Genomic DNA, 16,075 nt, shown 5'->3' on the forward strand with positions numbered 1-16,075 from the left:
AACATAATATGGCCGAAAACTCAGAACGCTTAATCGTTTCAATGGGGAGCGCCTCTGTTGCGGGTGTAAAACCGGTCAATGAAGACGCGGTGGACTTTCATCTTGCGACAGAAGCACACCTTAACCGTAACAAAGGTGCCGCCTTTGCAATAGCAGATGGTGTAAGTAGCGCAGAAGCTGGGCGCGAGGCTAGCCGATACGCTGCCGACACCTTCATCGCTGAATACTTTCGAACACCCGATACCTGGTCGATTAAACATGCAGGTGAGCTGACGCTTTCGGCCATTAATCTGCATTTGTTTAAAAAAAGTCATGAGTTTACTCACCAGGAAAAGGGTTACTTATGCACATTTATTGGTGTGGTAATAAAATCAAGAACCGCTCACTTCTTTCACGCTGGCGACTCTCGCCTATTTCTTCTACGCAAAGATGCAACGAGCGCTTCGTTTGAAAAAGCTGCGCTTAAACAGATTACACGCGACCATACGGTGAACATCGGCGGTGGCAGAAACATCTTGGCAAGAGCTGTTGGTATGGACAATACCTTACAGTTGGATTACGGCAAATTTGCCCTTGAAGAGCAAGATATCCTTATTGCCACAACCGACGGCCTGCATGATTTTATCGACGATACACGCCTCATTGAGTTATGTAACCAAGAGCTGGCAAAAACATCGCCGAATATGCAGACCTTGAGCGACATGCTCGTTAGTGAGGCAATTAGTAACAACAGTGATGATAACGTGAGTTGTATTGTCGCTCGTATTGACGCTTTACCTCAAGAAAGTATCGACGATTACAATGCTAAACTGACGCGACTGCCTTTTCCGCCTGATCTTACCCAAGGCAATACGCTTGACGGATATCGAGTCGAAAAGGCGCTATTTGCAAGCAGCCGAAGTCAAATTTATTTGGTGACCGACATGGAAAGTCAAAAGCAGTTCATCATGAAAACACCCTCAATCAATTTCGAGGATGACACCCATTATATCGACCGCTTCATTCAGGAAGAATGGATAGGCAAACGTATTAACAGTCCACACGTGGTTAAGATAATCCAGCAAAACCGACCGCGCACCTGTCTGTATTATCTGATGGAAGTAGTAAGCGGAATATCACTGGATAAATGGATGCAAGAAAACCCCTTGCCCTCGCCTAAGCGTGCAATAGGAATTGTTAAGCAAATTGCAAACGCACTTGAGGCTTTTCATCAGGCCGATACCATTCATCAGGATCTTAAGCCTGCCAATATCATGATTGATGAGAACTTGAATATTAAAGTGATTGATTTTGGCTCGGTTTTTGTGGCCGGTATCGCTGAAATATTCATTCCTATTGAACATTTAGGCGCGCTGGGCACAGCTACCTATTCTGACCCACATTATCTCATGGGCAAAAATACGGGTATTCAGGGCGATATTTACGCACTTGCCACCATTACTTACGAATTATTCACCGGGCATTTACCTTATGGCGAGAAAATTGAAAGCTGTAAAAGCCCAAGCGATTTCGACAAGTTGCGTTATAAAAGTGCAATCGTGCATAACCCCATCATTCCGCTGTGGTTTGACAGAGCATTAGAGAAAGGCTGCCATTTACGTTTAGAGAAACGCTACGAACGACTCATCGATTTTGTGCGCGATGTCAGTCATCCCAACCCAGACTTTTTATTGGATGATCCTCAAATTGACAATAGCAAAGGACTATTATTTTGGCAGCTAATGTCAGCTTTTTGGGTGGTTTCGTTGATTCTAGTGATAATTTTATTTTCGCGTTCGTGAGCAATGTTTACAACGAGAAGTTCAGATCATTGAGGAAATTCACTGTCCGATAATTGATGCTATTAGGGAACACTAATCATCTCTTTTTAGGTTTCGTATGATTGTAACTATTGCACTCTTTTGGCGAGTGTAAATGTTTTCTTACTTGATTGTTAAAGACGTTTCACCGAGTCTCTTCTAATAAGGGTTGGGCTATATTTAAAACTAGCGTCTTGTGCCGGGATAAGACCATTGCCGTAGCTTATCGCCAATTCTGTTGCTCTATTTGCCATTAATTCAATGGGATAGCGTAAAGTGGTTAGCTTCGGGCGACAGTACTTTGCTAATAAAATATCATCATAACCAATGATAGAGACATCGTTGGGTACATCAATGTTATGGTCAATTAGGGTGGTTATCGCGCCAGAGGCCATGGCATCGTTGTATGCAAGAATTGCCGTGAATTTTGCTCCCTTTGCCAGTAAATTTTGCACCGCTTTTTCTCCACCCTCTGGATTCGGCTCGGCATATTCAATGTTGCTTTCTTTGAGTTCAACACCTGCTTCTTTTAGGGCCTGACGTATGCCACTAATTCTGTCTATAGGATCATCTATGGAGAAATCGCTCGATACGACTGCAATATCGCGATGCCCTTGACGAACAATATATTCTGCCATCAGTTTTCCGCCAGCAATATTGTCTAACCAAACGCACCTGTTAGCGATATCTGGTATGTGACGATTGATAAGTACTAAACCAGGAACACTTCTGGCTAAGTCTACGAAATATTCGTCAGGTAAACTTTTACTGTGAATGACCATCGCATTGCATTGATGTTCGAGCAGAGGTTCAATCGCATTACGCTCTGAGTCGGCGCCCACTGAACCTGAACTTATTAAAATTTGACATTGGTGCTTACGCGCTACTACATCTATACCGTGTGCTAAGGTTGCAAAAAAAGGTTCGTATAAATCAGCTAACACCACTCCGATCTCGTTACGCCTTTTTGTTGCAAGCGCTCTGGCATTTGCATTTGGCCGATAATTTAGCTCTTCTATAATACGTTGAACACGCTGGCGTGTAATAAGGCCTACCTTTGGACCATTGTTTAATACCCTTGAGACAGTCGCTTGAGACACCCCTGCAGCTTCCGCAATTTCTTTCATGGTTGCCATACTTACCTTCTATAAATGATATAGGACTTAAATGCTCTATGTTGTCGTGCAAATTCAACATTCTATTATGAATTAATCGACAGACGAAAATTAATTAGCTTGCTCAGGGCATGTTGGCCTTTATTGTAGGAACATTGACTACCAAAAACGTCTTTATACCAACACTTTGAAAAAGCAACCACTAAGGGTAAGCGAATACCCTATTTCTAGGAAAATTCTAAATATGAGCATAGACAAAACCTCACTTCCACAAGAAATATTTTGAACAATGTATTTTTATAGAATTATTTAGTTAAATCAAATATATATCTTATTGTTAATTATGTGTAAAGAAATTACGTAAATTTTATTTTGACTACCAAAGGGAAAGCGTATACCCTTTTAACGTAATTTTAACGTTTTAAGAGGAATGCTTATGTTGTCATTACGTGAATCAGCCACTCATATAGCAACAGAAAGCTATTTTCCATCTAGTTACCCGCGAGCGAGTGACTTAAAAAACACACCCACATTACTTAGTACAAAAGAAACTCTTGTCGAACTATCGCATGAGCAGAGGCTTAGCTTTATTGATTTATGGCTGCGAAACGCTAAGGAAAAGCAGCACATGCGCAACACATTAGTGACCGAGGGTAGCGAATTTAATTTATGCATCGGCTCCTTAGATGCTTATGCGAATGCAAGTTCGACTAAAAGTCATGTGGTGCTTGCAAACAGCGAGTGGGAAGTTGTATGCCCCAGTCATGCCTTTGTTGGTCATCAAACGTTCATACGGCCGAAGCAAGATATTTCTTTATTACCTCAGTGTAGTGTCAAACAACGAAATACCCTTGAACAACTCTTAGTAAAATTAGCCACGCGATATGACAACTTATTTATGACGACGCTCGGATGCAAATTAAAGTGGAATGTTGATCGCAGTTCAGGTCGTTACGTCGCTACGTACGAGCCACTCGGTATCGGCAAAAACATGCTAATGTGGTCCAATCATGAAAGGTTTATTCAGCAGTTAACAAATTTGTCTGACATACACTTTAGAGATATATTCTGCGGTTAATTGAGTAGCTAATATCCTCACTACACCATTGCCAACAATAAAATACGTAGGCAAAGCGCGCACAAATGATTTATGCTATTTATAATATAAATTACTGTGAGGTTGTTTTACTGTTATGTATCAGGGCAGCGCGTTAAATATTACACAAAATCTGACGCACGTACTAGGCTTGGCGATTGTAAGAGGAGATTTCAAGCATTCTTTACCTTCTGAAGCAGACATATGCGAACAATATGGCGTTAGCAGAAGTGCAACCAGAGAAGCCGTCAAAGTCCTTACCACTAAAGGCTTAATACGCTCTCGCCCCAAACAAGGTATTCGAATTCAAGAAGAACGTCATTGGAATATGTTTGATGCCGACGTTTTAAAATGGACCTTAGTCAGCAAACCTACTCTCGATTTGTTACGCGAATTTTTTGAAATGCGTATTGTTACCGACTCGCAAGCTGCAAGCCTTGCTGCTACTCACGCCAATACCGACAATATAAGTAAACTTGAAGCTGCTTTACAAAGAGTTCGCGATGCTGACGCAGGGTTAGATGATTCACTTGAAGCTGACATTGCGTTTTTCACCGCAATTTTCGAAGCCACGCATAATCGATTCTTTCTACAACTAATTGACTTTGTGAGTACTGCACTTCGAGTCACGCAACGATACTCTAATCGCTTGCAGGGTATAAAACTTATTAACTTAGCATTTTATGAAGCAATATTCCATGCAATCGATAAAGGCAACTCATTAGCGGCCTTCTCGCTTGTGAAAAATATGTTAGACGACATGATGAAAGCAGTGCTATTTGAGTAAGCTTAATTATGAATGTTTATACTAACTTTCATTTTGCCCACCCATCAGAGGGTAGGCATTGGGCCTAAGTTTACTCTTCAGTTAATACTTCATAACGATACAAGGTAAAGCTATGCGGCGTTGGCAAATTAACAAGCAAGTCGCCGTTTTCTGCAACAGTTTGTATGCCATCTACGTTTTCTTTATGCCCTAAAACAGCATTGAGCTTTACTTTGCTTCCGGGACTAAGCCAAGTGTTAATGTAAGCACTGGCCTGCTGATTAAACTCGCGCATTATCAGCAAGTAACCTTTGTTGTCATTTAAAGACTGAAACCCTGTCCAATTAGTACCATTCGGTTCCTCACCAATCGGTAATATTATGCCGGCATGTATATCTTGCTGTATCGCGCGATACAAATTGATAGTCTCGCCGATCGCAAACGCTTTGTCAGGTAAACCAGAAGCCTCAAACCACGCTAGAGGCTGAGCTATCAAGGTCGTAGCAAAAGTATAATCAAAGGGCACTTGTGCTGGGCTTAAAGGGTCATTCGTATTATATTTATCAGTATTTCGCCAAATGTTCAAAAACTCTATTTGCAGATGCTGAGCGGGCACATACCGACTCAACATCCAAAGATTTCTTAAAGTGCGATAGGGATAGTAATTCGCCCAGTCGGTATATCGATTTTCTAAAAAAATATTCCCAAACTCATTCGTATAAAAAAATCCACCTCGTCGACCTGCGGTAACATCAAGATTAAATACGACTTGATTATCAGTCGCCTCGAGCACTTTTTTGAAAAATTTTTGCAAGTTTTGCTGCGCTTTTAAATTAGGAATTTCAATTCCGTCTATCTTAAATGTGGTGATCTTATAGGTATCAAATAAATTAATAATGATATTCGCATCGCGCTCCCAATATTGATAATCATTTGCGCTAGAGGGATTAAACCATAGGCCAATATTAAGCCCTAAACCATTCGCCTTATCTACCACAGCCCCTAAACCAGAAGGAAAACGAGTGGGATGGACCTGCCAATCCTCATCCTTCCAGTAACTCCAGCGGTCGCCGCTCGGGCTCGAAGAGTTTTGTGACAAACCCGCCTGCCAGCCATCATCAATTTGATAGTGGCTAACCCCTAATTGAGCAGCTAAGGGTAATTCATTTAAAATAAATGCTTCATTGACGCGACCATCTCTTGAGCGGTCTCCCCATGTATTCATCAGCACCATATCATCTCTATCAGCTATCCACTGTCGTTGAGATAACATAAGTTGACGAAACGCCAACAACTGAGTTAGTTCGCTTTTGCCGCCTACACCGACGCTAACCGAATACATCGGTGTCCACTCATTTACTTGAATATCATTTGAGAACAAGCCGCTTCCAAAAACGCCAACACCACTGTTATCAATTTGAAAATCAAAGCCTGGGTAATTCAACTGATCGGATTGCGCTGGAGAAGATTTACTCACAAATAAGCGTTGTTGCGATACAGGGTCGCGCAACAGTAATACATTCCCCTTAAGCGAAAGGGGTTTACGAAATACCATGGCATGCGTTTTTTCGACAAGGGTGTCGTGATAATCAGTAGCCACTGTAAATGCGACTGCCTCAGCCTGCCAATGTTTGCCATCGAGTCTTAATTGATCAATTTGCAAGCTATCAGCGGAAGCTGCTTTTTTATGCGGATCCTCCACCACACTTCTATCAGATATCACTGGAGTTTGAGCATCCATCACATTTATCATATCCGCGCTCAATGTGCCTTTTATGCTGGTTTGACACGGCAGCGAAGGCACATCAGGAAATAACTTGCATTGACGTTTTATATAAAGTGCATCCACTTGACTCAACACTGTAATCAACAGGTGCTCCGGCACGATATTATCGTTTGACACCCACTCGTACTGCAATGTACCTTTTCTTTTTATCTCTCCTGGAAACGCCAAATCTGGTTCAGTACCATTGAGTACAATGCGTTCTCCGGTGTGCTTATCAGTAATGCTGCGCCCAATAATCTGCCCATTATTCCAATCGTATTCTCGCGCAAAGTGCTGATTGGCAATCAATAAATGCTTATCAGCGAGTGTGACTTCGCACCCATTACACTGCTCAATGGCAGAGTCATTCGGGGTCGAGATTAACTCTTTGCCCACGGCATCCCTGACAAGCAAGGTTGCAAGCAAGAATATACCTAACAATAAATTACGATTCTTCATAGTTAGTTCTGCTCTTCAACTTTATCGGTGATCCAAGATTGCAGTAAGTCATAAGCTAACTTAGGCTGTCCCGTTTCGTTGATCACGCCTTTGCGATTCCAATAGTCTTGATAAAAACCGTGGTATCTGCGTGGGGAACGGAAATCTTTTAATATCCAGGGCGAAATTCCTCTAGCCATCGGCGTACGATTAACTAGCTCGAGTGTCTCTCGATAAATAGCAAGCTGATAATTTTCAGTCCAACGCTGGCTTTCCGGTCCGTAATGACCTTTAAGTGCACCCGCACCGAATTCGCTGAAGGTCATAGGTTTGTCGTAAATGCTTTCCCAGTTTAGTTCACCAATCTGTTCAGGCGTTCGAGCTCCATACCATCCTTCGTAGGTATTTACCGAATAAATATCGAGGTATTCACCTAATGGGTCTACCACGCGAAATGTCTTGTCTACTTCTTTGTTTTTATCTAAAGCAGACGATATCAAACGGCTGTCGTCCAGTGCACGCATTTTGTCGATGAGCTTACGCAAAAAAGTTAAACGCTCTTCGGTTTGTGGCGTTTCATTCGCAACGCTCCAAATAACCACCGAGGCACGATTAAAATCTCGGTCGATGCTCTCTTCTATCATTTGACTGGCAATATCAAAAGTACGCGAGTCATTAAATGTCAACTCTTGCCAAAGCGGTACTTCACTCCACACCATCAAGCCCAATTCATCAGCAAGCTTAAGCATCTTTTCGCTATGTGGATAATGTGCTAAACGCACGTAGTTAGCACCTAGGGCTTTAACTTCATGTAACAGCGCCCTTGCCTCAGCCCATGTTATTGCGCGTCCGCCCGAACTGCCAATCACCTCTTCATGCACACTAATGCCTGCAAGAAATACCGGCTGACCATTTAATAAAATGTCTTGACCTTTGGTTTCTACCGTGCGAAAGCCTATATTCTCGCTTAAACTTTCGCCTCCATTGTGTATCTCCACCGCATACAGTTTTGGATTGCTAGGTGCCCAACGTGATAGGTTTTTGGGTGTAAATGAAAAGCGATAAACGCCATCGTTGTTTGTTTTACCCCTAACATCGATACCGAGTTCATCAATCTTCAACGATACTTCCTGCTCAGTGGGGCTATCACCGTTGAGCTGAATCATACCGGCTATACTGCCATCGGCCTGCAAAGCAAGCTCATAATCCTGGATATACGTTTTGGGCACCGAAAACACGTGCACTGTGCGCGTAAGTCCACCGTAATTAAACCAGTCAAATTTTAAAGACGGAATTTGGTGAGCGCGCCGAGTATTATCTACCGCTACTACTAGGGAGTTTTTTCCTTCCTTCAGTTCGTCAGTGATATCAAAAGCGAATGGGGTAAATCCTCCCTCGTGTTCACCTAATGGCGTTGAATTTAGATAGACACGCTTCCAATAATTTGCGCCTTCAAAATACAATATATGACGTTTGTCATCATTGGGTGAGTAGTCAAAAGTGCGTCGATACCACAGTAGCCCTTCGTACCAAAATAGTTCATCAACTTGAGTATTCCAGTCACCGGGTACTTGAATATCGGGAGAATAATTAAAGTTATACTCAATTAAACGGTTGCCCTCTCGTGGTGAGTCATCAGCAAAGTGGCGGATGCCTTTTCTGGGCAAATATAAACCTTCGCGCATTGGATCTACAATATATTGCCATGTACCCGACAAATCTAAGGTGTCGCGGCCATACAAATTAACCGGAGCACTGTCGAGTGCACCCTCCATCGGCGGCTTTTGGTTCTCTGCCGCAAAATTCGTACCGGGCAAGGCGCTAAATCCAAGCCATAAAAACAATGATATTTTTCGCAACGATTTCATTGATAATTCTACCTTTAATATTGAATAAAAAAGAACGACTACCACCAAGTGCTGTATAAAGCGACAAGCACCAGCACACAGCCAAATGCGGCTAAGTTAAAACTTTTACTTGTAGAAAAATCGATATTCTCAGCCAAAGCCAAGTCGGATTTTTTATTACTTAAAGAAGAAACCAAAATCGACAATAGTAAACAAATAACAAACACAAGACCGACGCGATCCATAAATGGCAGTTCCGGCCACCAAGCGCGTAAAACAAGAGACAAAATCGCCGAACCTAAAGCAGCGGTGAGCGCGCCGTTTGCATTTGCTTTTCGCCAAAACATACCGGTTAAAAATATGACAACGATGCCGGGAGTAAAGAATCCAGTGAACTCCTGAATATATTGAAAGGCTTGGTCAAATTGGCCTAATAAAGGTTGGGCAATAGCCAATGCCAACACTAAAGCGCTAAATGCCGCAATTCTGCCCACGAAAACATAGTGCTTTTCTGACTTACTCTGTCGGATTGGACGATAAATATCCATTGTAAAAATAGTCGAAATGCTGTTGGTCATCGACGCTAGGGAAGACACGATAGCCGCCACTAAAGCTGCAAAAATCAGTCCTTTCAAACCCGTTGGCATCAGCGCAATAAGTGAGGGATAAGCTTTATCTGCCGCACTTAAATTGGGATGCAAAACAACTGCAGCGATACCGGGCAATACCACTATAATAGGCATTAGCAGTTTGAGATATGCAGCCAGTGCAATACCTTTTTGCGCCTCTGCCAGGTTTTTCGCTGCTAAAGCCCGTTGAATAATGTATTGATTAAATCCCCAATAAGAGATGTTCATTATCCAAAGACCACCAATCAGTACGCTTATACCCGGTAAATTCATATATTGTGGGTTTTCGGACGACAATATCATATCAAAGTGGCTAGGAAGTTCGGCGGTGAGCCGAGCAAAGCCTGCGATAACGCCGTTACCATCACTGACCGCATTCAGAGAAAGGTAGCTTAGCATTAGGCCACCCAATACCAATAAAACCACTTGAATAATATCAGTAAAGGCAACCGCTTTAAGGCCACCATATAAAGAATACGCAACAGAAAATAGGGCAAGAAATACCATGCCACTTAACCAATCAACACCGGTAACGGTGTTAATAGCAAGACCACCCAACCAAAGTACAGCGGTTAAATTCACAAATACATAAACCGCTACCCAAAAAATTGCCATCACTGTGCGTACTCGATGATCATAGCGCTGAAGCAAATATTGCGGCATGGTGTATATTTTTTGCTTTAAAAAAATCGGTAAAAAGTATTTCCCGACTAACAACAATGTAATCGCAGCCATCCATTCATAAGACGCAATCGCAAGTCCTACAACGTAGCCAGAGCCCGACATACCAATGATCTGTTCAGCCGAGATATTTGATGCGATAAGAGACGCACCTATTGCCCACCAGGGAAGGGATTTGTTGGCTAAAAAATAATCCTGAGTGCTTTCAGGGCCATGATGGTCACGTCGAGATATCCACGATGCAATGGCGATTAAGGCAATCACATAAAAAGCAAAAATAGTGATATCGATATTTTCTAACTGCATATTTAGTTACTCACAACTTTAGAGGCAACAACGTTTGCGATGTTGGCAGATGATGAATCATTGGTGTAAAAAGCGCCGTCAACACTTTTGCATTCGTATACCTCTGCTTGCAAGCCCGTTAACTTTAAATACTCCGTTAAGACTGCATTAATCACAGCATTTTTTCGATTGGGCTCACACAAGACAACAGCACAACCCCCAAAGCCACCACCTGTCATCCTGACCCCACCTTGACCTGCAAGTGCAGTGTCTATAATGTCTACCAGTATATCCATGTTGCGGGTGCTGACCGCAAAGTCGTCTCGTAACGACGCATGTGAATGGCGCATCACATTTGAAATTTTAGTCCAGTCAAGTTCAGGGATAGCCTCGGCTAATTCAAGTACGCGCAGATTTTCGCTAACAACATGTTTTGCCCGTTTAAATAATAGCGCACCCAGTGCTGACTCGAATTCCTCTAAGGTATCTATATTTAGTTCGCTGAGGTGCCCGACTTTGCATATTTGCGCCGCTTGTTCGCACTGCTCTCGTCTTAAATTGTATTCACTATCTACCAAACCGCGTTGAATGTTCGAGTTGATGACTAATAGCTGTGCGTTTTTAGGTATAGCAATATACTCATACTGCAAAGTATCGCAGTGCAAAAGCATGCCAGAATTGGCTCGACCTTTGGCGCTAATCATTTGATCCATAATTCCGCACTGACAGCCCACAAACTCATTCTCAGTAGCCTGTCCTATCTTGGCTGCCTCTGTACCGTCTAGCAAAAGATGATGAAGGTCATCCAGCAATTTAAGTAGCGCAAGTTCCAGTGAGGCGGAGGAACTCAATCCAGCACCTTGCGGCAAGTTACCGCCAATAACCAGGTTTGCACCACTTAGCTGATATCCTTTATTTAGCAGCACCTTATACACACCTCTGATATAATTCGACCAAGGGTGTAAGGTGTCGTGCTGAATGTCATTTAACTCAAAGCGGATTTGTTGATTAAAATTTAGTGCAAGGACATTTACTAATTTGTCTTTACGCGACGAACCCGCGATATAAGTTCCGATATTTAGAGTAGTTGGAAAGACATAACCGCCATTATAATCGGTATGATCGCCAATGATATTCACGCGCCCCGGTGCAAATCGGGTAATTAATGGTGCTTCGTTAAATATCGACGTAAACTCAGATTTTACTTTATTCAACATCAACTACTGCCTCTTTAAATAGTGTATTGAATCTAATTGGCGTAAGGTCTCAGCCGCCTGTTCTGGACTTAAGTCACGCTGCGCTTCAGCTAACATTTCGTAGCCCACCATAAATTTACGAACACTTGAACTGCGTAACAATGGTGGATAAAAATGGGCGTGTAATTGCCATTCGGGATGAGACTGCTGGTCAAATGGAGCACAATGCCATCCCATAGAGTAGGGAAAGCTACATTCGAATAAATTATCGTATTTACAGGTCAGGACGCTTATCGAATCTGCAAGATTTTGAGCTTGCACATTGCTTAATTGAGTCATTTGTTGAATAGCAAACTTAGGCAGTAATAGCGTCTCATAGGGCCAAGAAGCCCAATAAGGCACTGCCACTAGCCAATCATCATTTTCGTACACTACTCTGCTTTTCGATTCTAGCTCGCGCTTGGCATAATCGAGCAACAGGGAAGTTTGGTGTTGCTCATAGTACTTACTCATTTGTATTTGCTTTCGATGAACAAGGGATGGTATGTGCTGATGAGCCCAAATCTGTCCGTGTGGATGTGGGTTGGAACATCCCATCATCGCGCCCTTATTTTCAAATATCTGAACCCATGGGTAGATTTGCCCAAGCTCTTGATACTGCTCGTTCCACACTTTAATAATGGCGAGTATTTGAGGGCTATCAAGCTCGGCAAGTGATTTGCCGTGATCTTCGCTAAAACATACGACACGACTTATGCCGTGCACAGACTCTGCTACAAAAAATGTGTCATCGTGGCGATATGCTTGTGCATCAGAAGCCAAAGCAGAAAAGTCATTATCAAATACAAATGGACCTTTGTAATTTGGATTGCGATTACCATTTACCCTAAGATTCCCAGGACACAAATAACAGTTGGGATCGTACTCAACAGCCTCTTGCGCCACAGAAGGCTCTATTTTTCCTTGCCATGGCCTCTTATTACGATGCGGACTCACCAATATCCATTCATCGGATAACGGATTGTATCTGCGATGGGGATGTTCGTTTGTGTCAAATACCATCTACTATTAACCAATTAAAAGAAATCTACTTAACAGGGAGAACAAGCGAGTCGAACGCAATAGCCTAGCTCCCGACATAAATACGATATCAATAGGCGCCGAAAGTAAGCATTAATACTCATGACCGCCTATCCATATCGCAATTTTCTTAGTTGCTAAAAATTACCCGAAATACCTAACTGGAAAGTCCTGCCATAACGCTCAACTTTCTCAAACAAGCGACCTGTTGCTTCAGTACCTCGATAAGCTGCCACATCTTCTTCTTCGAACAGATTTGTAACATCAAAAAATACGCGGTATTTATCAGTGATTCGATATTTCACACCAAAATCTGCTTGTTCATAACTTTCACGAATGACATCTTCATATTCATTTCCAGACACTTGCTCAAGGATGTCTGCCCTGTAATTCCATGACAAACGAACAGATACCTTTTGATTTTCCCATCCAACTGATAAGTTCGCCGTGCTGTCAGCCTGGTTTGGTAACCTCAACTTCTCATCGGGACGAGGCTCGCCTAAAACAGCCTCGCTATCCATAATGGCAAGGTTGCTGTCGATAAAAAATCCATAAGGAAATTGCTGGGAGTAAGCGAACTCTACTCCTGATACGGTGGCATCTTGTCCATTCAAGGTAATGTTCATGATGTCGTAAGAGCCATCAAAGTTGACTATTTCGCCAGTATTCTGATTTTCAACACTAAAATTACTGCCGCTGAATCCTAAGTTGGCTATGTCTTGTGTACCGCGAATACGCGAGTCTACAAAGAACTTATCAATCGTTTTATAAAATACGCCAATTGAGACATACGTTGTTTCACTTGGATACCATGCTAAATTGGCATCCCATTGTGTTGCACTTGCCGCTTCTAAATCAGGATTGCCGACAAACACTTCAACTTCAACGTCGGCATCAGAATAAGCAACGATGTCATCCCCTTCTAAGTCTAGTACCTCATCAAACCTTGGTATAGCAGCAAAAAAAGACGGACGCTGCACACCTTCCGTGTACGATGCACGAATAACGATATCATCTGTGGGTTCGTAGCGTAAATGCACACCCGGCAAGACATCCGTATAACTTTGTTCGTTGGTAAATTGTTCAAAACCGAGTACTTGAGGCGCAAATATTTCGTCAAAGTCGCCGCCAACTTCAATACGGCGAGTTTCAAACGCGCTAGATTCAACTTTGGTACGTTCAACACGAACACCGGCAGTTACTTTAACTTCGTCAGTCACATCTATCGCCGCCATTACATAACCTGCTAAAATATCTTCTTCAGAGGTATAGTCACCGCGCACAGTATTGGCGAAGGCATTTGGATTATCTGATTGATTTGCTCTAGCTAAATCGATGTTATTCCACATCACATCACGAAACTGTCTCAAATCGGCAAAATTACGAAATTCAGGTCCAAACAACTCAGTGCTGGGATTGTAAGGCCGGTACTGATCAAGGGAATTTAGTGTTATTTCATCAATGTCGGCTTCAGGGTCAGCACTGAACTCTTCAATGCGATCGTTTTCTTTTTCTCGAATACGATTTTTAATACCCATTTTTAAGGTACCAAACATATCACCAAGCTCAATATAACGCTCTGCATTAAATGTAAAGCTTTTTACGGTATCTTGAGTAGCATCCTTTATGTATAAAAAGTCATTAAACTCAAAACTCTCTAAATCGTTTACATTTCCTGGATAATCACTGCTGCTTGCAGCATTGAGGGGAGGAGAATCTGGGTCTCCATCAAACTGATCAACACTTACATCATAAATGCCGTTGACTTGCCACTCCATTGCAATGTCATCGCCACGAAATCGTCCCCGTGTGCCAAAGTCATCAAATTCATTTTTAGAATAGGCAAGTTGATAATCAATATTCCAATCGCTAAAGAAATGTTCACCACCAATTGAGAAGGTATTCACTTTTTCTTCTGTTAACTTGTAGAAGGTGAGCTTTTCTAAATCAACATCGGTGACAATACCGCCGTTTTGTCTTAATAAAAGCAGTTCATCGTCGGAGTTTGCGTCACGAATTTCCCATTCTTGCTGTAGTCGAGTATCGTGGTCGGTTAGCTTAGTGCCTGTATATCTAAAATAATACTGATTGTCTTGGTCGGGCCGGAAATCAATATTCGCGGTTACACCCCATCGTTCGCGCTCCCCAATTTCTCGGCGTTGATCAATCTCCTGTATCACCAAAAACTCTGGACGAGCGTCTTCATCTTCTATTTCTATACCGGTATTTGGGTCAACAAATGACTCAGCGAATGCCAGACCTTCGCCATTACGCAACTCCTCACCCTCTATAGACCGGTCAAAATAACTACCCGATAAGGCGATTCCCCATTTTTTATCATCGTCAATAAAGTCGGTATACTTAAAAGAAGCGCGAGGACTAGTATCTCCCGATATTTCTTGATAGCTCCCGTCTACTCTAACATCAAAACTATACCCACCTCGGTCGTATGCCGACAAAGCTTTTAGCTCAATTTGACCACCAATTGAATCGCCATCCATGTCGGGTGTTCTTGTTTTCGATACTTCAATGGTTTCAATCAAGTCAGCAGGAATAATGTCAAGCGCCACCGCACGAGAAGCTGCCGAACCTGTTAAATCAAAACCACTGGAGGATGAACCCATTGTTACGCCATTCACACTTACAGAGTTAAATTCTGGTCCTAAACCCCGAATGGTCACAAATCGTCCTTCGCCTTCACTTCGATCAATATTCACACCAGGCAAACGCTGCAGAGACTCCGCAACATTCAAGTCTGCAAATCTTCCAGTAAGGCTTGCATCAACCACGTCTTTCACAACATCAGCCGCTCGTTGTAAGTTACGAGCCGAGTTTAAACTGGCAAAATTACCTTCGACTTCAATCACTTCAAAATCGTCACCCTGCAGTTGCACAAGTTGGGTGACCCGACCACCTGCTTCCACAGTAATTTGATAGCTTTGCGTTCCGGCGCCAAGGTAATCGACTTCAAGCGTATAAGTGCCAGGCTCAATAGCCCCTATTCGATAACTACCGTCACTTTGAGTGCTGGTTTGGCGGCCTAATTCCTTAATTCGTACAATGGCACCTTCGACTGAATTGCCCCCTTGCGAGGTGACCACCTGACCTGTAACAACGCCTGTGTCTTGTTGTGCATATAAACTGCCAGATACAAGAATCGAAGCGCATAAAACTGCGGTCTTCTTCATCTTGCTTTTTATTTTCAAATTGAACATCGTCTTCTCCCGAGTGTTTTTATGTAAATATAGATAGAATTGCTGCATGTTTGCATGAACGACTGCTCTTGCCGAGACGCCTAGATTATATCTAACTTACCAAAACCTAATAACTGACAGACCAAAATGTAACAAAAAAATAATATAAATAACAATATAAAAA

General features: G+C 42.5%; 10 protein-coding genes. 3 read left to right on the forward strand and 7 right to left on the reverse strand.

Going from position 1 to position 16,075, the window contains the following annotated elements:
* Positions 1-8 precede the first annotated feature (8 nt).
* Complete coding sequence (locus D6V41_RS03400) at positions 9-1,781, forward strand: bifunctional protein-serine/threonine kinase/phosphatase (protein WP_136250032.1); 1,773 nt, start codon at positions 9-11, stop codon at positions 1,779-1,781.
* A 152-nt stretch (positions 1,782-1,933) separates the two neighbouring features.
* Here D6V41_RS03400 and D6V41_RS03405 read toward each other — a convergent pair whose 3' ends face one another.
* Entirely contained in the window at positions 1,934-2,935 is a 1,002-nt protein-coding gene (locus tag D6V41_RS03405) for a LacI family DNA-binding transcriptional regulator (protein WP_136250033.1), read from the reverse strand.
* A gap of 415 nt (positions 2,936-3,350) precedes the next feature.
* On the opposite strand from D6V41_RS03405, the gene D6V41_RS03410 reads away from it, so the two are divergent.
* Together D6V41_RS03410 and D6V41_RS03415 are read left to right on the forward strand one after the other, a co-directional pair.
* Positions 3,351-3,992, forward strand: coding sequence for a hypothetical protein (locus tag D6V41_RS03410; protein ID WP_136250034.1), 642 nt, complete (start codon positions 3,351-3,353; stop codon positions 3,990-3,992).
* Between the two features lie 115 nt (positions 3,993-4,107).
* Positions 4,108-4,797: a FadR/GntR family transcriptional regulator gene (locus D6V41_RS03415; RefSeq protein WP_136250035.1), complete on the forward strand. Its 690-nt coding sequence runs from the start codon at positions 4,108-4,110 to the stop codon at positions 4,795-4,797.
* A gap of 70 nt (positions 4,798-4,867) precedes the next feature.
* Here the strand turns inward: D6V41_RS03415 and D6V41_RS03420 are convergent, their stop codons facing one another.
* The 6 genes from D6V41_RS03420 to D6V41_RS03445 all read right to left on the reverse strand — a co-directional run bounded on the left by D6V41_RS03420 (position 4,868) and on the right by D6V41_RS03445 (position 15,885).
* Complete coding sequence (locus D6V41_RS03420) at positions 4,868-7,000, reverse strand: alpha-galactosidase (protein WP_136250036.1); 2,133 nt, start codon at positions 6,998-7,000, stop codon at positions 4,868-4,870.
* Between the two features lie 2 nt (positions 7,001-7,002).
* On the reverse strand, positions 7,003-8,847 hold the full coding sequence (locus D6V41_RS03425; protein ID WP_136250037.1) for a glycoside hydrolase family 2 protein: 1,845 nt from the start codon (positions 8,845-8,847) through the stop codon (positions 7,003-7,005).
* Positions 8,848-8,885: 38 nt separating this feature from the next.
* Positions 8,886-10,442, reverse strand: coding sequence for a sodium/sugar symporter (locus D6V41_RS03430; protein WP_136250038.1), 1,557 nt, complete (start codon positions 10,440-10,442; stop codon positions 8,886-8,888).
* A 2-nt stretch (positions 10,443-10,444) separates the two neighbouring features.
* Positions 10,445-11,638 (reverse strand): galactokinase, encoded by a 1,194-nt coding sequence (gene galK / locus D6V41_RS03435; RefSeq protein WP_136250039.1) that lies wholly within the window; start codon positions 11,636-11,638, stop codon positions 10,445-10,447.
* A gap of 3 nt (positions 11,639-11,641) precedes the next feature.
* A complete protein-coding gene (locus D6V41_RS03440) occupies positions 11,642-12,679 on the reverse strand; it encodes a UDP-glucose--hexose-1-phosphate uridylyltransferase (RefSeq protein WP_136250040.1) in 1,038 nt (345 codons plus the stop codon).
* Positions 12,680-12,834: 155 nt separating this feature from the next.
* A complete protein-coding gene (locus tag D6V41_RS03445; protein ID WP_168710950.1) occupies positions 12,835-15,885 on the reverse strand; it encodes a TonB-dependent receptor in 3,051 nt (1,016 codons plus the stop codon).
* Positions 15,886-16,075: the final 190 nt, after the last annotated feature.

This window comes from Ningiella ruwaisensis (assembly GCF_004798935.1).
In the GTDB taxonomy this organism is placed as follows: Bacteria; Pseudomonadota; Gammaproteobacteria; order Enterobacterales; family Alteromonadaceae; genus Glaciecola; species Glaciecola ruwaisensis.

Bases quoted from the DNA above. Each gene is read 5' to 3' on its own strand.
- D6V41_RS03400 (WP_136250032.1), top strand. From the start codon at position 9: ATGGCCGAAAACTCAGAACGCTTAATCGTTTCAATGGGGAGCGCCTCT.
- D6V41_RS03405 (WP_136250033.1), bottom strand. From the start codon at position 2,935: ATGGCAACCATGAAAGAAATTGCGGAAGCTGCAGGGGTGTCTCAAGCG.
- D6V41_RS03410 (WP_136250034.1), top strand. From the start codon at position 3,351: ATGTTGTCATTACGTGAATCAGCCACTCATATAGCAACAGAAAGCTAT.
- D6V41_RS03415 (WP_136250035.1), top strand. From the start codon at position 4,108: ATGTATCAGGGCAGCGCGTTAAATATTACACAAAATCTGACGCACGTA.
- D6V41_RS03420 (WP_136250036.1), bottom strand. From the start codon at position 7,000: ATGAAGAATCGTAATTTATTGTTAGGTATATTCTTGCTTGCAACCTTG.
- D6V41_RS03425 (WP_136250037.1), bottom strand. From the start codon at position 8,847: ATGAAATCGTTGCGAAAAATATCATTGTTTTTATGGCTTGGATTTAGC.
- D6V41_RS03430 (WP_136250038.1), bottom strand. From the start codon at position 10,442: ATGCAGTTAGAAAATATCGATATCACTATTTTTGCTTTTTATGTGATT.
- galK (WP_136250039.1), bottom strand. From the start codon at position 11,638: ATGTTGAATAAAGTAAAATCTGAGTTTACGTCGATATTTAACGAAGCA.
- D6V41_RS03440 (WP_136250040.1), bottom strand. From the start codon at position 12,679: ATGGTATTTGACACAAACGAACATCCCCATCGCAGATACAATCCGTTA.
- D6V41_RS03445 (WP_168710950.1), bottom strand. From the start codon at position 15,885: ATGAAGAAGACCGCAGTTTTATGCGCTTCGATTCTTGTATCTGGCAGT.